General features: G+C 48.1%; 14 protein-coding genes. 11 read left to right on the top strand and 3 right to left on the bottom strand.

Features of this window, described 5'->3' with window-relative positions; all coding sequences use genetic code 11:
• The first annotated feature begins 49 nt into the window (after positions 1-49).
• The 5 genes from WCN91_RS09175 (at position 50) to WCN91_RS09155 (ending at position 6,032) form a co-directional block, all read left to right on the top strand.
• Positions 50-502, top strand: coding sequence for a Spy/CpxP family protein refolding chaperone (locus WCN91_RS09175; RefSeq protein WP_342678342.1), 453 nt, complete (start codon positions 50-52; stop codon positions 500-502).
• Between the two features lie 856 nt (positions 503-1,358).
• Complete coding sequence (locus tag WCN91_RS09170) at positions 1,359-2,375, top strand: Fe(3+) ABC transporter substrate-binding protein (RefSeq protein ID WP_342678340.1); 1,017 nt, start codon at positions 1,359-1,361, stop codon at positions 2,373-2,375.
• 13 nt (positions 2,376-2,388) lie between these two features.
• Entirely contained in the window at positions 2,389-4,020 is a 1,632-nt protein-coding gene (locus tag WCN91_RS09165) for an ABC transporter permease (protein WP_342678338.1), read from the top strand.
• Positions 4,020-5,060, top strand: a complete 1,041-nt coding sequence (locus WCN91_RS09160; RefSeq protein WP_342678336.1) for an ABC transporter ATP-binding protein — start codon at positions 4,020-4,022, stop codon at positions 5,058-5,060. Before WCN91_RS09165 ends, WCN91_RS09160 begins: the two co-directional genes overlap by 1 nt.
• A gap of 60 nt (positions 5,061-5,120) precedes the next feature.
• Positions 5,121-6,032, top strand: coding sequence for a Dyp-type peroxidase (locus tag WCN91_RS09155; RefSeq protein ID WP_342678334.1), 912 nt, complete (start codon positions 5,121-5,123; stop codon positions 6,030-6,032).
• 377 nt (positions 6,033-6,409) lie between these two features.
• On the opposite strand, the gene argR is transcribed toward WCN91_RS09155, so the two are convergent.
• On the bottom strand, positions 6,410-6,877 hold the full coding sequence (gene argR, locus WCN91_RS09150) for a transcriptional regulator ArgR (protein WP_342678332.1): 468 nt from the start codon (positions 6,875-6,877) through the stop codon (positions 6,410-6,412).
• A 573-nt stretch (positions 6,878-7,450) separates the two neighbouring features.
• Here argR and mdh point away from each other — a divergent pair.
• The 5 genes from mdh to lpdA all read left to right on the top strand — a co-directional run bounded on the left by mdh (position 7,451) and on the right by lpdA (position 15,624).
• Positions 7,451-8,386 carry a malate dehydrogenase gene (gene mdh / locus WCN91_RS09145; protein ID WP_342678330.1) on the top strand — a complete coding sequence of 312 codons (936 nt, stop codon included), beginning with the start codon at positions 7,451-7,453 and terminating at the stop codon, positions 8,384-8,386.
• Between the two features lie 283 nt (positions 8,387-8,669).
• Positions 8,670-9,419, top strand: a complete 750-nt coding sequence (gene pdhR, locus WCN91_RS09140; RefSeq protein WP_342678328.1) for a pyruvate dehydrogenase complex transcriptional repressor PdhR — start codon at positions 8,670-8,672, stop codon at positions 9,417-9,419.
• Between the two features lie 90 nt (positions 9,420-9,509).
• Complete coding sequence (aceE, locus tag WCN91_RS09135) at positions 9,510-12,176, top strand: pyruvate dehydrogenase (acetyl-transferring), homodimeric type (RefSeq protein WP_342678326.1); 2,667 nt, start codon at positions 9,510-9,512, stop codon at positions 12,174-12,176.
• 10 nt (positions 12,177-12,186) lie between these two features.
• Complete coding sequence (gene aceF, locus WCN91_RS09130; protein ID WP_342678324.1) at positions 12,187-14,058, top strand: pyruvate dehydrogenase complex dihydrolipoyllysine-residue acetyltransferase; 1,872 nt, start codon at positions 12,187-12,189, stop codon at positions 14,056-14,058.
• Positions 14,059-14,211: 153 nt separating this feature from the next.
• The gene (gene lpdA / locus WCN91_RS09125; RefSeq protein WP_342678322.1) at positions 14,212-15,624 is read left to right on the top strand and encodes a dihydrolipoyl dehydrogenase; all 1,413 of its coding nucleotides are present in this window, start codon (positions 14,212-14,214) and stop codon (positions 15,622-15,624) included.
• Positions 15,625-15,724: 100 nt separating this feature from the next.
• Here lpdA and WCN91_RS09120 read toward each other — a convergent pair whose 3' ends face one another.
• The gene (locus WCN91_RS09120) at positions 15,725-16,048 is read right to left on the bottom strand and encodes a hypothetical protein (protein ID WP_342678320.1); all 324 of its coding nucleotides are present in this window, start codon (positions 16,046-16,048) and stop codon (positions 15,725-15,727) included.
• 322 nt (positions 16,049-16,370) lie between these two features.
• Complete coding sequence (locus tag WCN91_RS09115) at positions 16,371-16,913, bottom strand: GNAT family N-acetyltransferase (RefSeq protein ID WP_342678318.1); 543 nt, start codon at positions 16,911-16,913, stop codon at positions 16,371-16,373.
• A gap of 70 nt (positions 16,914-16,983) precedes the next feature.
• On the opposite strand from WCN91_RS09115, the gene WCN91_RS09110 reads away from it, so the two are divergent.
• Positions 16,984-17,655: a tRNA-uridine aminocarboxypropyltransferase gene (locus tag WCN91_RS09110; RefSeq protein ID WP_342678316.1), complete on the top strand. Its 672-nt coding sequence runs from the start codon at positions 16,984-16,986 to the stop codon at positions 17,653-17,655.
• Positions 17,656-17,661: the final 6 nt, after the last annotated feature.

The raw sequence follows: 17,661 nt of genomic DNA, 5'->3' as shown, positions 1-17,661 counted from the left end.
AGTAAATAACAGATTGAGTCCCCAACCAAGGACAACTTAGGAGTCCGTTATGAAATTAAATAAATTACTTACAGCCGCCGTTGTTTCTATCGGTTTAGCATCAAGCGTCGCCATGGCAGGTCAGGGCGGTCATCATAAACATGGTGAGCGCGGCATGCTTAGCGAGCACATGATTGAGCAATTACAGCTTAGCGAGCAGCAGCAAACGCAAATTAAAGCCATTATGGATGCCAATAAACAGCTTAAGCCACAACGAGGCTCACGCCACGAGGGTTACAAGGCATTGCAAGCGCTAACCAATACCAGTAGCAGTTTTGATGAGCAGGCAGCCCGTGAAATTATTCAGGCTCAGCAAAGTAAGCAGATGGAGCGCAAGATTGCTCATCTGAAAAGCAAGCATCAGGTATGGAACCTGCTTAGTGAAGAGCAGCAACAAAAGTTTGCACAAATGAAGGATAAGCGTAAAAAACGTCATGCCGAGAAACGGGATGCCAATAAATAAGCCGGTTTGATTTGAGCTACGCAGTAATAAAAAAGGGGGAGTTTCTCCCTTTTTCTTTGTGCGTTTATAAGGAGATGAGCGCAGCTGGAATACAACGAGAGTGAGAGTTAAACGCGGGAAAGAAATTTTAGCGGGCAAAAAAAGACGCGACCATGTAGGTCGCGCTGACGGAATTTTCCAGCATCCTGCCGGTATTGAAGCAAGTTCAATTCCCTGTAATCACAATGGTGATTAAGCTGCAACATGGCTGCTGCAGTGCCGTCCTTGTCCCCTTTTTCCTGTGACAACCTGTCGTACGGTTTAGTGCATCGCATGTAGTTAGCATTTTGAATAACTAAGCCGCTTTGGTTCTCTCCCCCACACCCTGTGTTGCCCGCTCCCTGCTGGCGTTCCTTAGGCGAACCAATGCCCGTATTCCCTCGCACATCCCGCGCTTGAGCATCCTGCTCTTTGTCCTTGTCCTGGATAACAGTCCTTCGTGTTCTGCATCCTGCAGCTGTCCTTTCTGGCAGTCCTTGCTAAGTTTTTCTAACTTTGCCGCTTGTACGCCCTCACAAGCAATGGTGATAGTATAAGGGAATGTTTCGACCTAGGTCAGCCAGATAAACTTAAAATAAAAGCTGTAAGACCCGTGCAATAAAGTGGTTTTTCATTAATAAACAATGTGTTATGTTTTATTTTGTTTGAATTGTTTGCAGTGATTGCGGCAATCGCCCTGCATCTTGTGAGATATGTCTTACAAGATTGGGAGCCAACAAGGAAATTATTGGTGTTGCCTGCGGTTTAGCGCTGTACTTTTGCGCCTTAAACAGTATGATGCTTTTGAGAATTATTTTTATTTAACGAGGAGCTCTTGGTGAAGAAAGCACTTGGATTTGCATTGGCATCGGTTGTTTCAGTTTTGTCTGCAGCGCCGGCATTAGCCTCAGAAACCGTTAATATTTACTCATTTCGCCAGCCCTTCTTAATTGAACCTATTTTAGAAAAATTCACTGCGCAAACCGGCATAGAAACCAAGGTGGTGTTTGCCAAAAAAGGTCTTATCGAGCGTTTAAAGCGTGAAGGTAAGCATACCCAGGCGGATCTGGTACTCACCTCAAACTTCAGCGCGCTAATGCAGTTAGAAGATATGGCACTGACGCAAACCATCAGCAGTGAGCAGATCGATGCCAATATTCCCGCCGCTTTTCGCGACCCAGATGGTCAATGGGTGGCACTGACTAAGCGCGTCCGTAATGTTTATTCGTCAAAAGACAGAGTCGGCAAGCTTGATAGCTTGAGTTACGAAGACCTAGCCACGGACGCTTATGCCAACAAGGTTTGTATGCGCCCAGGCAAGCACCCTTATAACCTGGGTTTGGTGGCCTCCATGATAGCTCACCATGGCGAAGCCGAGACGAAAAAATGGCTACAAGGGCTAAAAGCAAACTTGGCGCGTAAGCCGCAAGGGAATGACCGTGCTCAGGTGAGAGCGGTGAAAGAAGGTCTGTGCGATGTGGCCATAGGCAACAGCTATTACTTCGGCAAAATGATGCAGGATGAGCAGCAAAAGGCCTGGGCGGATGCCGTGCATATCAACTTCCCTAACCAGCAAGACCGTGGCGCTCATGTGAATGTCTCCGGCGTGGTACTAACCAAGCACTCGAAAAACAAGGAAAATGCCTTGAAACTGATCGAGTTTATGACCGACAATACGGCGCAAAATATGTATGCTTCTGTCAATATGGAATATCCGGTTAAGCCGGGTGTGCCCTTGTCTGAGCTGGTTGCGTCCTGGGGTGAGTTTAAAGAAGATACGCTGCCACTGGGGGAAATTAGCAAGCACCGTAGCGCCGCGTTACGACTCCTTGACGAGGTTAAATTCGACCTTTAACTGATTAGTTTCAATGCAGTTTAAATTTTCGCTGTCCTGGTGGCAGCTGATTGCGTGGACGACAGGCTTAGGCCTGTCGTTGCCGTTAGGCTTCCTGATTTTTGAATCCTTGCAAAGTGATCCTCTGGTGTTTGCGCACTTGTGGGAGACTGTGCTGTGGGATTATATCCGTAACACCATAGTCTTGATCATCGGCGTGGCCTTCTTAAGCTGCGTGATTGCGATGCCGTTGGGATGGTTGGTGGCCTATTGTGAATTCCCCGGTAAAAAGCTGTTTTCCTCGGCGCTGATGTTGCCTCTGGCCATGCCCTCCTACCTGATTGCTTATGTCTATACAGATTTGTTTGACTATGCGGGGCCGGTGCAAATTGCGCTGCGCGACGCCTTTGGTTGGCAATCTCCCGATGACTACAGGTTCTTTGATATTCGCACCCTGGGCGGCGCCATAGTTATGCTGGCTCTGGTGTTGTATCCCTATTTGTTTTTAATTTTTAAAACGGCCCTTAAAGAGCAGTCTCATAAGCTGGTGCAGGCCGCGGAGAGCATGGGCAATACGCCGGTGCAAAGCTTTTTTAAGATCAGTTTGCCATTGAGCCAAGGCGCCATTGCCGCGGCGGTAGCGCTGATCAGCATGGAAGCCATGGCCGACTTTGCTACCGTTAGTTACTTTGCCGTTAGCACTTTAACAACCGCCGTTTATGATACTTGGTTTGGTTACTATTCCTTGACCGCGGCGGCGAAAATTTCCGGCATCATGCTGTTAATTCTGTTTGTAGCGATTTTTATCGAGCGCTATTCCCGTCGCGAACAGGCGGTGTTTGAGCGCCAAACCCAGCTCAGTTATGAGCCCTTGTATCATCTCTCGGGTGGCAAGGCTTTCGCCGCTACTGCCTTCGCCAGCCTGGTATTATTGGTTGCCTTTGTGGTACCGGTCTGGGTGCTTGGGGGTTATGCTATTGATTACTTCGAACAGGCCTGGAACAGTGAATTTTTCCTTTTTGCCTGGCAAAGCCTGAAGATTTCCGCTCTGGTCAGCGTTCTGGCTATTAGCCTGAGTATCTTGGTGGTTTACTTTCAACGTTTAACGCCTTCGCCTGCCAGTCTTTGGCCCGGGCGCCTGGCCAGCACAGGCTATGCGCTGCCCGGCACTGTATTAGCCATCGCTATCTTGTTGCCGCTAACGACCTTGGAAGAGTACATCAATCTATGGCTTGAACCCTATGATAAGGCACCTGGGCTGTTCTTAAGCGGCACCTTGTTTGCGATTGTATTTGCCTATGTGGTGCGTTTTTACGCCATTGCTCACGGTAGCATAGAGTCGAGTTTTAGCCGTATTAGCCCGAGTTTGGATATGGCTAGCCAGTCCATGGGGCGCAGTGCGCGGCAAACCCTGACCAGTGTGCATATTCCTATTCTTAAGCGGGGCATTTTAACGGCTGGGCTATTGGTCTTTATCGAATGTATGAAAGAGCTACCGGCGGCCTTGCTGCTGCGGCCTTTTAACTTCGAAACCTTGGCGACCCATGTGTTCCAGTATGTGAGTGACGAACAGCTTGAACTGGCTTCGGTAGCGGCCTTATTTATCGTCCTTGTGGGTCTTATTCCACTTTATTTTATTAACCGCTCTATGGAGCAGAAACACTGATGACGGCACAGCTTCATTTAGACAATATCAGCTTTAACTATGGCGAGCGTGTCGTGGTCGATAACCTGAGCCTGCATTTAGGCGATAACGAAATTCTTTGCCTGTTAGGAGCCAGTGGCTGCGGTAAAACCACCACCTTGAAGGCCATCGCCGGTTTGTTGCGCCCGCATCAAGGTGTTATTCGCCTCGGTGAGAACATCTTATGCGACGACAATCGCTTTGTGACGCCTCAGCATCGCAATATGGGCATGATGTTTCAAGACTATGCCCTGTTTCCACACTTAAATGTGGCCCAGAATATCGCCTTTGGGTTAAAGGCCATGACTCGGGCCAACAAGGTGAAACGGGTTAAGGAGATGCTGGCTTTGGTGCATCTCGAAGATTGTGCCAACCGTTATCCGCACCAGTTATCCGGTGGCCAACAGCAGCGGGTCGCCATCGCCAGAGCCTTGGCCTATAAGCCCAGCCTCTTGTTGCTGGATGAGCCTTTTTCCAATATTGATCATCAGGTGCGCTTTCAGCTGATCGCCGATATTCGTCGTATTATTAAAGACCAGCAGGTGTCGGCGATTTTCGTGACTCACTCCAAGGAAGAGGCCTTTGCCTTTGCCGATACCCTGGCGGTGATGCACCAAGGAGAGATCGCTCAGCAGGGCACACCGCAGCAGCTATTTCATCATCCACGCTCGAAAGTGGTGGCCGAGTTTCTTGGCTCAGGTTTATATCTGGATGCGCAGAAGCAGGATGACTACCATTTTGAAACCCAGTTCGGCGTAGTTAAATCGCACCAAGCGGTGGCGGGTAGTGAGCTTAGCGGGCAGTTATACGTGCGTCCGCACGATTTGCAACTGATACGTGATGACAAGGGGCCTGTAACCGTTGTGTCTAAGCGTTTTGTCGGTACCGAGTACGTGTATCGGGTGCAGGTGTTAGGGCAAGAGATTGAAATACCAGTAAAACAACCTGAACAAGAGTTTTTGCCGGGACAAAGGCTATCTATTACAATTAGTTCACATGCGGTAAATTTTTTCACCGCCTAAGCGCCCCGGCCCGTATTGCAGGCGGGCTCACTATTAAGAATAAAAAACATAGGAAATTAGATGGCCAAAGCGCAATCCGGCGTGTGCGCGCAAGCTAACTTACATGGCTTGCATCTGTTTTTTAATGTCCTCGATGGTCAGGATGAAACACTTAAGGGCAAACTTGCTCAGCTCCTTGATGTGCAGAGAGAGTTTGACGAGCGTTTTTCTGAAGCCATGGTGGCCAGCTTTGTCGCCATCGGCGCTCAGTATTGGCCGCTTTTACACCCCGAGCGTACACCGGCCACACTCACAAGTTTTCCCCGTATCAGTCATAGCGATCATAGCGTCGGTGTGCAGCCATTTGATTTATTTGTGCAAATACGCTCTGACCGTGAAGACGTAAATCATCTTTTTGGTCAGCGTGTTTTGCAATTATTGGCTGGGGACGTGGAGCTGGTTGAGGAAATCAGTTGTTTCCGCTTTCTCGATGGTCGTGATTTTAACGGCTTTGTTTATGCCCCGGATACTCCTTTCGGGCGCCAGAAAATGCTTACCGCTCTAGTCAGTGACGAAGAGTATTTTGCTCATGGCAGCTATATCCATGTGCAGCGCTTTACCCATAACCTCACGGCTTGGCAGGCACTCAGTCAGGAAGATCAAGAGCTGGTAATGGGACGCACTCGTTTAGATGGTGAATTGTTGATGCCGCTTAACGCTAATAGCCATGCGGTGTGCACCGAATTAAAGGATGAAAAGGGTCAGCCGCTGTTATTACATCAGGGTATGCCCTTTGCGAGTATGAATAAACAGGGCCTGCTGTCGGTAACCTGCGCCGCCAGTGGTAACGCCTTTGCGCAAATGCTTAATAGCCAGCTAGGTAATTATCTGCATTATGATGCCTGGCTCGACTTTACTCAGGCGGATATGGGCGCGGCCTTTTTTGCCCCCTCGGTGGAATTACTGAAAAGTTTGTCATCTAGTAAGGCTTGACCTGTTAACTGCAAGTCACAGCCGGTAATTTCAGTGTTTCAGACGTAATATCCCCCTTCATCACACCCGAAAAGAGAAAATTGAAGCGCAATTAGCAAACATGGATGTTTGCAAAGCTATGTCCGGGACAGGGAGGTGCCGTACATGGCGGTTGCGGGCATTTCAATTTTCTATTTGAGGAAAAAGTGTGATGTTGGGGCGACGTTTTCTTGGTTCGTTCTTTTTCGTCGTTCAAAAAGAATGAACGAGGGCCTCATGGATGAGGCCGGATAAAAGCCAGGGAAGGCAATGTAGGACATTAGCGCAGGGGCTATGCTGCCACTTCCCTTTTTGAGAGGTTAATTCAATGCCACCTTCTTTCTTAAGAAGGTGGTTCGTTATACGTTGTCGAACAGTTTGCGGACCCTGTCTAAGGTGACATCGATTTCTGACACCTTGGCGGGAGCGATAAAAATAGTATCGTCACCGGCTATGGTGCCTAGTACGCCATCGGCCTTGCCCAAAGAATCGAGTAGGCGAGCAATCAATTGTGCCGCACCTGGACTGGTGTTGATGATGATCATCATTTCATTGTGAACAATGTCGATCACCAGTTGGCGCAGTGGTGACTTGGCGGTGGGCACGGCCAATTCTGCGGGTAAGCAGTACACCATTTCCTGCTTGGCATTGCGGGTTCGCACCGCACCGAATTTACTAAGCATGCGCGAAACCTTGCTTTGACTGATATTGTCAAAACCTTGTTCTTTAAGGGCATCGACTATCTCTCCCTGAGAGCCGAAGTTTTCTTCTTTTAATAACGCCTTAAAGGCCTTGACCAGAGCTTCCTGTTTTTCGTGCGCTTGCATAATGTCATTCTTCTTTGCAAATTATTGTCAATATTCTACCTAAGAACCGCAGCCATTTCATCTTAGTAGGGTCTGTTGACCTTTGCTGTTTGTTTCTGCAGCAGTTTGTAGCGCATTTATACAAGGCGGCACATGTGTGGTGTAGTATTCTACATAAACATGTAACAACGCAGTAGAAATGCGCTACAAACGCTGCCCTGCGGGTTCATCTAAACGCATCCTGCTCTGTGTTACTCGCTATGAACATAGGCGAGCAAGACCGAAGCAATGCTTCGCAGCTTAGCGAGGTGAGCGCATGGATGCGCGATGTAACCAAGCTTCATGGATGAATTTGACCACATAAATCAGTGATTATATTCATCAGAATGCGTTTAGATTGAACATAAAGTAAACCTCAAAGATAAACAGACCCTAGAATCTTTACACTTAAGTTTACGACTATGGTCGAGATTATCCTCAAAATAACGCGGATTAATTTGTCTTTATTGCCTATTTTCATTATCTTTAGGCCATCTTTAGGTCTGATGACCCTAATCTCACATAACCTAGTCTCGTTATTTACGGAGAATTAAAATGAAAGTTGCCGTTTTAGGTGCTGCCGGTGGTATCGGTCAAGCGCTATCTTTACTACTAAAAAATAGCCTTCCTGCTGGTTCTGAACTATCTCTATACGACGTAGCGCCTGTTGTTCCTGGTGTTGCCGTAGACCTATCACACATCCCAACTGCAGTAGCGGTAAAAGGTTTCGGTAAAGACGACCTTGATGCAGCACTAAGCGGTTGTGACGTTGTTTTGATCCCAGCGGGTATGCCACGTAAGCCGGGCATGGATCGTGCTGACCTATTCAACGTAAACGCGAGCATCATCCAGACGCTTGCTGAAGGCATAGTTAAAAACTGTCCTAAAGCTATGGTAGGTGTGATCACTAACCCGGTAAACGGCACTGTGCCAATCGTTGCTGAAGTATTTAAAAAAGCGGGTACTTATGACCCAGCTCGCGTATTTGGTGTAACAACGCTTGATGTTATCCGTGCTGAGACTTTCGTTGCCGAGCTTAAAGGCCTAGATGTAAGCCAAGTTAAAGTTCCTGTGATCGGTGGTCACTCGGGCACAACTATTCTTCCTCTTCTTTCACAAGTACAAGGCGCTACTTTCTCTGACGAGGAAATCGCAGCACTTACTACACGCATTCAAAACGCCGGTACTGAAGTTGTTGAAGCTAAAGCCGGTGGCGGTAGCGCAACACTTTCAATGGGTGCAGCGGCAGCACGTTTCTGCCTATCACTAGTGAAAGGTCTACAGGGTGAAGACGTGATCGAATACGCTTACGTTGAAGGTAATGGTGAAGATGCACAATTCTTCGCACAACCAGTACGCCTTGGTAAGAACGGTGTTGAAGAGCTTCTTTCTTACGGCGAGCTAAGCGCGTTTGAGCAAAAAGCAAAAGACGACATGCTGGCAACTCTGAACAAAGACATCCAAGAAGGTGTCGACTTCATGAATAAATAAGCTAACGCCTTTGGGCAGTTAGTCGCATCCCTTGCGTATTACTCGCGGATGCACAAGCCTCTACACATTTGCTGTAGGGGCTTTTTTTGTGCCTTGTAACATATAATTAACTGGTTTGACCATTTTTTACCGAGCGAAAATTACTTTCATTTTTGTCCATATCTTACATACTGAAGTGAATAAAAATGGCGGTGTATAGCAGCAATTTTGACAGCCTAAGGGGAATCTGATACCTTATCCGCACAATTTGGTATGACCAATTTACCCGAAGCTAAAGATAACCATGTCATTAAAAGTCAAAGCAGCGAAACTTTCGGATGTGATCCTGGCGCAACTTGAGAACATGATTCTTGAGGGCTCGTTAGCACCGGGTGAAAAATTACCGCCGGAGCGTGAGCTTGCCAAGCAGTTTGAAGTCTCTCGTCCGTCGCTGCGCGAAGCAATTCAAAAACTCGAAGCCAAAGGCTTAGTCACTCGTCGTCAAGGCGGTGGCACCTTTGTTAAAAACCAGTTGGAGGAAGGGTTAAGCGATCCGCTTTTTGAGCTGATCAGCAAGCACCCGGAATCACAATTTGATTTACTTGAGTTTCGTCATGCCCTTGAAGGAATTGCGGCGTATTATGCAGCCTTGCGTGGTACCCAGACTGATTTTGACAAGGTTAAAGAAAGCTTCGAAAAAATCGCTCAGGCAAGTGATGATCTGGCGGCGAAGGCCAAAGCCATTAATGCCTTTCATTTTTGCATCGCTGAAGCGTCTCACAATGTAGTTTTGCTGCATTTGGTGCGCGGCATGCAAGCCTTGCTAGAGCAAAATGTCCTGCAAAACCTGCAGGTACTGATGAAGAAAACCGAGGTGTCACAGCAACTAGCTAAGCACCGCCAAGTGTTAATGGGAGCCGTTATTGAAGGGCACCCAGAGCAGGCACGTCTAGCCAGTAATGCCCACTTAGCCTTTATCGAAGAAGCATTATTGGAAGCAACCAAAGAGCACTCACGTATCGAGCGCTCATTGCGACGTACCCGCACACAATAAAATTCGCTATTAAGCCCCCTGTGGAGCCTTGCTCGCACGGGGGCTTTTTAGCATTTTAAATTCGTATTTTAAACATAAGGAAAACTCCATATGTCTGAAGTCAATAAAGTTGACGTAGACGCATTAGAAACCCAAGAGTGGTTACAAGCCCTTGAGTCTGTAGTGCGTGAAGAGGGTGTTGAGCGAGCACAATTCATTCTTGAGCAAGTGCTAGAGCAAGCGCGTTTAGACGGTGTTGATATGCCAACCGGCACCACCACTAACTACGTTAATACCATCCCTGCAGACCAAGAGCCTGCATACCCGGGTGATGTAAATATCGAGCGCCGTATCCGCTCTATCATCCGTTGGAATGCAATCATGATTGTTCTACGTGCGTCTAAGAAGGAACTTGACTTAGGTGGACACATGGCGTCTTTCCAGTCGTCAGCAGCCTTCTACGAAGTGTGTTTTAACCATTTCTTCCGTGCCCCTAACGAGCAAGATGGTGGCGACCTGGTTTATTACCAAGGTCACATTTCACCGGGTATTTATGCCCGTGCCTTTGTTGAAGGTCGTTTGACTGCAGATCAGCTTGATAACTTCCGTCAGGAAGTGGATGGCCAGGGTCTTCCTTCATACCCACACCCGAAGTTAATGCCTGAGTTCTGGCAGTTCCCAACCGTATCCATGGGTCTGGGTCCAATTGCGTCAATCTATCAAGCGCGTTTCCTTAAGTACCTTGACGGTCGTGGTCTTAAAGACACATCTAACCAGCGCGTATACGCTTTCCTTGGCGACGGTGAGATGGATGAGCCGGAATCACGTGGTGCGATTTCATTCGCTGCTCGTGAAGGCCTAGACAACCTATGTTACCTGGTTAACTGTAACCTGCAGCGTCTGGACGGCCCAGTAATGGGTAACGGTAAGATCATCCAAGAGCTTGAAGGTCTATTCAAGGGTGCAGGCTGGAACGTAATCAAGGTTGTGTGGGGCAGTGGTTGGGACAAACTACTGGCTAAAGACACAACAGGTAAGCTGCTGCAACTGATGAATGAAACGGTTGACGGTGACTACCAAACTTATAAATCCAAAGACGGTGCCTATGTACGTGAGCACTTCTTCGGTCGCTACCCTGAAACAGCAGCCCTTGTTGCCGATATGACCGACGAAGAGATCTTCGCGCTGAAGCGTGGTGGTCATGAGCCGTCGAAGCTATTCGCAGCATTTAAAGCAGCACAAGAAACCAAAGGTCGTCCTACTGTAATTCTTGCGAAAACCGTTAAAGGTTATGGCATGGGTGAGGCGGCTGAAGGTAAGAACATCGCGCACCAGGTTAAGAAAATGGACATGACGCACGTAGCTCACCTACGCAGTCGTCTAGGTCTGGATGACTTGGTATCTGAAGATGATTTACCAAATCTTCCTTACCTGACGTTGGAAGAAGGTTCGAAAGAGTACGAATACCTGCACGCCCGTCGAAATGCACTGCACGGTTATACGCCACAGCGTCTTCCTAACTTCAGCGAAGAGTTGGCATTACCTCAGTTAGATGCGTTTAAGCCATTGCTTGAAGAGCAAAAGCGTGAAGTTTCAACCACTATGTCTTTCGTACGTACCTTAAACGTACTGCTTAAAGACAAGGGCATTGGTAAAAACATAGTGCCAATTATCGCCGATGAAGCTCGTACTTTCGGTATGGAAGGTCTGTTCCGTCAAATTGGTATTTATAACCCGCGTGGCCAGAACTATAACCCGGAAGACCGTGATATCGTTTCTTACTACAAAGAAGATCAGGGCGGTCAGGTACTGCAAGAAGGTATCAACGAGCTAGGTGCAATGTCATCTTGGGTTGCTGCGGCGACTTCATACAGCACCAATGATCTACCTATGATCCCATTCTATATCTACTACTCAATGTTTGGTTTCCAACGTGTAGGCGATATGGCGTGGATGGCCGGTGACCAACAAGCACGTGGTTTCCTACTAGGTGCTACGGCTGGTCGTACAACCCTTAACGGTGAAGGTCTGCAGCACGAAGATGGTCACAGCCATATTCTTGCAAACACGGTTCCTAACTGTATTTCTTACGACCCAACATTCGGTTACGAAGTAGCAGTGATCATCGAAGACGGTATCCGTCGCATGTACGGTGAGAACCAAGAGAACGTTTTCTACTACCTGACTCTGATGAATGAAAACTACCATCAGCCGGCCATGCCACAAGGCGCCGAAGAAGGTATTCGTAAGGGTATCTACAAGCTAGAAAGCCACAAAGGCAGCAAAGGCCAGGTACAGCTTCTAAGCTCAGGTACTATCATGAATGAAGTACGCAAAGCAGCGCAGATCCTTAGCGATGACTATGGCATTGCCTCTGACGTATTCTCGGTAACCTCATTCAATGAGATCACCCGTGATGCGCAAGACGCAGACCGTTACAACATGCTACACCCAGAAGCAGAGGAAAAAGTGCCTTATGTAACTTCTGTACTAGGTGATGCACCTGCGATTGCCGCGACCGACTACATGAAGAACTATGCCGAGCAAATTCGTGCCTTTATCCCGGCTGAGTCTTACCGCGTACTAGGTACCGACGGTTACGGTCGCTCGGATAGCCGTGAAAACCTACGTCGTCACTTCGAAGTGAACGCAGGTTACGTGGTAGTTGCCGCACTGACTGAGTTGGCTAAACGTGGTGATGTTGAGAAGTCTGTAATTGCCGAAGCAATTAAGAAATTCAACATCGACGCAGACAAGATTAACCCGCTGTACGCTTAAGAGGTTAGCAATGACTATTGAAATTAAAGTTCCAGATATCGGCGGTGATGAGGTTGAAGTTACTGAGATTCTTGTTGCCGTTGGCGACAAGGTTGAAGTTGAGCAATCGCTTATTACCGTAGAAGGCGACAAAGCCTCTATGGAAGTGCCTGCAAGCGAAGCGGGTGTGGTTAAAGAGATTAAAATTGCTGAAGGCGACACGGTTTCAACCGGCACCTTGATCATGATTTTCGAAGGTGAGTCGGCGATAGCCGAAGCAGCGCCAGCGCAAGAAAGTGCACCTGCCGCCCCAGCGGGTGCCAGCGAAAGCGTTGATATTAACGTACCTGATATCGGTGACGACGAAGTTGAAGTGACTGAAATCATGGTTAGCGTCGGTGACACGGTAGAAGAAGAGCAATCAATCCTTAGCGTTGAAGGCGACAAGGCTTCTATGGAAGTACCAGCACCACAAGCGGGTGTGGTTAAAGAAATTAAAGTCAACGTCGGCGATAAGGTGAAAACCGGCTCGCTAGTGTTTGTTTTTGAAACTGCCGGCTCAGCACTTGCTGCAGCGCCAGCCGCTCCAGCAGCAGCGCCAGAGCAAACAGGTGGCGTTGAAATTAAAGAAGTGGTTGTGCCAGATATCGGCGGTGACGAAGTTGAAGTGACCGAAGTTATGGTCAGCGCCGGTGACAGCGTATCAGAAGAGCAATCAATTCTGAGCGTTGAAGGCGACAAGGCCTCTATGGAAGTGCCTGCTCCTTTCGCCGGTAAGGTGAGAGAAGTAAAAGTGAATGTGGGCGACAAGGTGAGCACTGGCTCTCTTATCTTCACTTTCGAAGTGCAAGGCTCAGCACCAGCAGCTGCTCCAGCTCCAGCAAGTGCACCAGCCGCTGCGGCTGTGGCACCAGCTCCTGCTCAAAAAGCAGGTGGCCCAGCGCCAGCTAAGCGTGAAGACTTCGTTGAAAACAGTGACTATGCACACGCATCTCCTGTAGTTCGTCGCTTAGCGCGCGAGTTCGGCATCAACCTTGCGAAAGTAAAAGGTACTGGCCGTAAGAACCGCGTTGTGAAAGAAGACGTGCAGAACTATGTAAAAGAGCTAGTGAAGCAGGTTGAGTCTGGCAATGCCGGTAAAGGTGGTAATGGTACGGGTGTAGATCTGATCCCATGGCCAAAAGTGGACTTCAGCAAGTTTGGTGATGTGGAAGAGAAGAAACTTTCACGTATCCAGAAACTATCTGGCGCCAACCTACACCGTAACTGGGTTCATATCCCTCACGTAACTCAATACGATGAAGCGGATATTACCAGCCTGGAAGTTTTCCGTAAGGAGCAAAATGCCCTTGCCGAGAAGAAGAAGCTAGGCGTGAAGATCACTCCACTTGTGTTCGTAATGAAGGCAGCGGCGAAAGCGTTGGAAGAGTTCCCAACCTTTAACTCATCGCTATCAGAAGACGGTGAAAGCCTGATCCTGAAGAAATACGTGCACATAGGTATCGCTGTAGATACACCAAATGGTCTGGTTGTGCCGGTAGTGCGTGATGTAAACAAAAAAGGCATCATCGAACTATCACGTGAGCTGATGGAAATTTCTGCCAAGGCGCGCGATGGCAAGCTGACATCTGCAGATATGCAGGGCGGCTGTTTCACCATCTCAAGCCTAGGTGGCATCGGCGGTACGGCATTTACGCCAATCGTCAATGCGCCAGAAGTAGCTATCTTGGGTGTGTCTAAATCTGACTTCAAACCTAAGTGGAATGGTAAAGAGTTTGAGCCGCGCCTAATGGTGCCGCTAAGCTGCTCATACGACCACCGTGTAATTGACGGTGCCTTGGCAGCGCGCTTTACTGTGACCCTGGCAAATTACCTAAGCGATATTCGCAACCTGGTAATGTAAGCTAAATAGATAGAACTTTAATCCCAGTAAACGGTTTTTACTGGGATTTTTTTACTTTGCAATGATACAATCTTTGCACAATTTTTGTGAGTAATGGCGGGTAAATGATATTATTCGTCATTGCTTCCCGTTCGGACAAAATAAGGTAATAGCATGAGCAACGAAATCAAAACTCAAGTCGTTGTACTAGGCGGTGGTCCTGGTGGTTATTCTGCAGCTTTCCGTGCCGCAGACTTAGGTTTAGAAGTAACTCTAGTTGAGTCACGCAGCACCCTGGGTGGCGTGTGCTTGAACGTAGGTTGTATTCCATCTAAAGCACTACTTCACGTTGCTAAAGTTATTGATGACGCAAGCGAAATGGCGTCTCACGGTGTTTCTTTCGGCAAGCCTGAAATCGACCTGGACAAGATCCGTGATTGGAAAGACTCAGTAATCGGTCAGCTTACTGGTGGTCTAGACGGCATGGCGAAAATGCGTAAAGTGAAGGTAGTTAGCGGCTACGGTAAATTCACTGGCAGCAACACTCTTGACGTTGATGGCACTACTATCACTTTCGACAATGCTATTATCGCTGCGGGCTCTCAGCCTGTTAACCTACCTTTCATCCCAGAAGATGATCGCGTAATCGACTCAACCGGTGCCCTTGAGCTTAAAGACGTTCCTGAGAAACTACTTGTACTAGGTGGCGGTATCATTGGTCTTGAGATGGGTACTGTTTACCGCGCACTAGGTTCACAAATCGACGTTGTTGAATTTGCTGATCAACTAGTTCCTGCGGCTGATAAAGATATTATCAAGATTTACACGCGCTACGTAAAAGACAAGTTCAACGTAATGCTTTCTACTAAGGTAGTTGCTGTTGAAGCGAAAGACGATGGTCTTTACGTATCGTTCGAAGGTAAGAATGCACCGGCTGAGCCAGTACGTTACGACAAGGTACTAGTTGCTGTTGGTCGTACACCTAACGGTAAACTTCTTGATGCTGACAAAGCGGGCGTTAACGTAGACGAGCGCGGCTTTATCAATACCGACAAGCAAATGAAGACCAATGTTGATCACATCTATGCAATCGGTGACATTGTAGGTCAGCCTATGCTTGCGCACAAAGCGGTTCACGAAGGTCACGTTGCTGCCGAGGTTATTTCTGGTCAGAAGCACTTCTTCGATCCTAAGTGTATTCCTTCAATCGCTTACACAGATCCAGAAATCGCTTGGGTAGGTGTAACTGAGAAAGAAGCGAAAGAGCAAGGCCTTAACATTGAAACTGCGGTATTCCCGTGGGCAGCATCTGGTCGTGCTATCGCTTCTGCACGTACCGAAGGTCAAACTAAGCTTATCTTCGATAAAGACAATGGCCGCATCATTGGTGGTGCCATGGTTGGTATCAACGCTGGTGAAATGCTGGGCGAAATCGGCCTAGCGGTTGAGATGGGTGCAGATGGTGAAGACCTGGCGCTAACTATCCATGCTCACCCGACTCTTAACGAGTCTATCGGTCTAGCTGCAGAAATCTTTGAAGGTTCAATCACTGACCTACCAAACAAAAAAGCAGTTAAGAAGAAGTAAGCGCTTTTTCTAAGCTCTTTTGCTAAGTAATAAAAAAACCCGGCCTGAGCCGGGTTTTTTGTTTTTATGCTTCGCTATAATTGCGAATTAAATTGCTAGTTCACATGCTCGGCTCTGGCCAACTGCCTTTTTGGCAGAGATAAACCAGTTGCTGGCATGCTTGAACAAAATCACGGCCGTTACGCTCTGCAAGCATGGCATTCGTGAGTTGTTCACGCGAGAGTTTTGGCGTTACTTCTTGCAGCGCTTCAAAGGTGTCTAACACCCTTTCCGCTAGCCCTTTGCGGTATTGCTCAGTATTAGCGAGCCATACCGGCATATATTCGTGTCGTACCTTGGCACCATCTAGTGCGCCAATTGGTTGTTGCCCCTGACCTTCTACTAAGCTGCAGCTCAGTGCCATAAAGCTATTTATTTTATCCATCTGCTCACCATACCTGTGCAATACCAATTCACTTAAATAGCTAATCATTTATCCAGCGCTATCTCTGATCACATACTCAACAGAATTGGTATCAGCTCTCAAACTAGAGATTACAAAATATAGCCGTATTTTTGACAGCCTGACATTACATCTGATTACAAAATGAACTACTAGTGTTTTTTTACCTGGGTTAGAGTGGGGCTCAAAGCCGCAATTATTTGGCTATGGTTTTGATATTTTTCGGCTTTCGCTTAATGAAATAGCGCCGGATAAGGCTAAAAGAAAATGTGTATTTTTTCGTAACTATTTTTGTCAGTGGCACTTAACGTGCCGTCATTTCATAGTAGAGTACATCCCAGTCGCCCATGGGGTCGTGATGGGTATAGCTGCGAATATACTCCATACCCAGTTTTTTCATAATGGCTATCGAGCCTAGGTTATCTTGCTCGGCAATGGCGCAAAAGTGGCTTATATCATTTTGCTCGCGCAGCGCTTGTACCACGGCCGCCGCAGCTTCACTGGCATAACCCTTGCCCCAGCTAATTTGTTTAAAGCGCCAGCCAAGTTCCAGGTTATGCCATTGGGGCTGCTCGCTAAAAAACTGGTAGGGACGTACCAACACCCAGCCCAAAAAGCGCTGCTCGGCTTTTTCTGTGATCTGCCAAAGACCCCAGCCTTTTTCCGGGTTCAGATATTTGGCCAGGCGCGGCAGGGCGATGTTATCTATGTCTTCGCGGGTGCTGGGTTTGCCGCCATTTATGTATTTCATCACCGCCGGGTCTTGGTCGAGCTCGTAAAACAGATCGCCATCGTCAAGGGTCATAAGACGGTAGCTGAGACGTTCGCTGTCGGGGATGGTGATCATGTTATTTACTCCGTGTTTGCTCTACAATACGCGCCCGAATCAAACCAAGGCAACTCCAAGGCGGAACCAGGTGACCAATTCTGTATTAAAACTGCGGACCCAACAAATAGCAATGGCAAAGCGCGAGTTTAAGGCGCGTGGCAGCAAGTTGAGCCGCTGCGAGTCCTGCCTATTGGCCGAGCCTCTATGTATTTGTGCCGGGGTTGAGCCTGTGCCCTGTGGTGTTGCGGTTTGCATGTTGATGTACCATAACGAAAGCTTTAAGCCCTCCAATACCGGGCGCTTAATCGCCGATATAGTCCCGGACAACCATGCCTTTCGTTGGGACAGAACCGATCCGGATCCTGCCTTGTTGGCGCTTATCAAGGATCCCCAATATCAGGCTTATGTGGTGTTCCCGAGTGAAGGCATGGCTTTGGAGCGAGTTTGTACTCAGGTGCAGCACCAAGGGGATAAAAAACCCTTGTTTATCTTTTTGGATGGCACCTGGCGCGAGGCCAAAAAGATGGTGCGCAAGTCGCCTTATCTGGATGCTTTGCCCATTCTTTCCATCACCCCGGAAAAGTTATCAGACTATCGTTTGCGCGTTGCCCCCCATGCACACCAGCTTGGCACCGCCGAGGTGGCGATCATGGTGTTGCAACTGGCCGGTGAGGCTGAGGCCGCAGAGAAGTTAGAGCAGCATTTTATCGCCTTTCGTGGCGCCTACCTAAAGGGCAAACGCTCCAAGCTGGCTGAGTAGCCTTAA

Source organism: Pseudoalteromonas qingdaonensis (assembly GCF_038739665.1).
Classification (GTDB): domain Bacteria; phylum Pseudomonadota; class Gammaproteobacteria; order Enterobacterales; family Alteromonadaceae; genus Pseudoalteromonas; species Pseudoalteromonas qingdaonensis.
The sequence above is the reverse complement of the archived record's forward strand: the minus strand, read 5'-3'. Positions and strand labels throughout refer to the sequence as shown.

Coding starts and splice junctions, on each gene's coding strand:
- WCN91_RS09175 (WP_342678342.1), top strand. CDS start 50: ATGAAATTAAATAAATTACTTACAGCCGCCGTTGTTTCTATCGGTTTA.
- WCN91_RS09165 (WP_342678338.1), top strand. CDS start 2,389: ATGCAGTTTAAATTTTCGCTGTCCTGGTGGCAGCTGATTGCGTGGACG.
- WCN91_RS09160 (WP_342678336.1), top strand. CDS start 4,020: ATGACGGCACAGCTTCATTTAGACAATATCAGCTTTAACTATGGCGAG.
- WCN91_RS09155 (WP_342678334.1), top strand. CDS start 5,121: ATGGCCAAAGCGCAATCCGGCGTGTGCGCGCAAGCTAACTTACATGGC.
- argR (WP_342678332.1), bottom strand. CDS start 6,877: ATGCAAGCGCACGAAAAACAGGAAGCTCTGGTCAAGGCCTTTAAGGCG.
- mdh (WP_342678330.1), top strand. CDS start 7,451: ATGAAAGTTGCCGTTTTAGGTGCTGCCGGTGGTATCGGTCAAGCGCTA.
- pdhR (WP_342678328.1), top strand. CDS start 8,670: ATGTCATTAAAAGTCAAAGCAGCGAAACTTTCGGATGTGATCCTGGCG.
- aceE (WP_342678326.1), top strand. CDS start 9,510: ATGTCTGAAGTCAATAAAGTTGACGTAGACGCATTAGAAACCCAAGAG.
- aceF (WP_342678324.1), top strand. CDS start 12,187: ATGACTATTGAAATTAAAGTTCCAGATATCGGCGGTGATGAGGTTGAA.
- lpdA (WP_342678322.1), top strand. CDS start 14,212: ATGAGCAACGAAATCAAAACTCAAGTCGTTGTACTAGGCGGTGGTCCT.
- WCN91_RS09120 (WP_342678320.1), bottom strand. CDS start 16,048: ATGGATAAAATAAATAGCTTTATGGCACTGAGCTGCAGCTTAGTAGAA.
- WCN91_RS09115 (WP_342678318.1), bottom strand. CDS start 16,913: ATGATCACCATCCCCGACAGCGAACGTCTCAGCTACCGTCTTATGACC.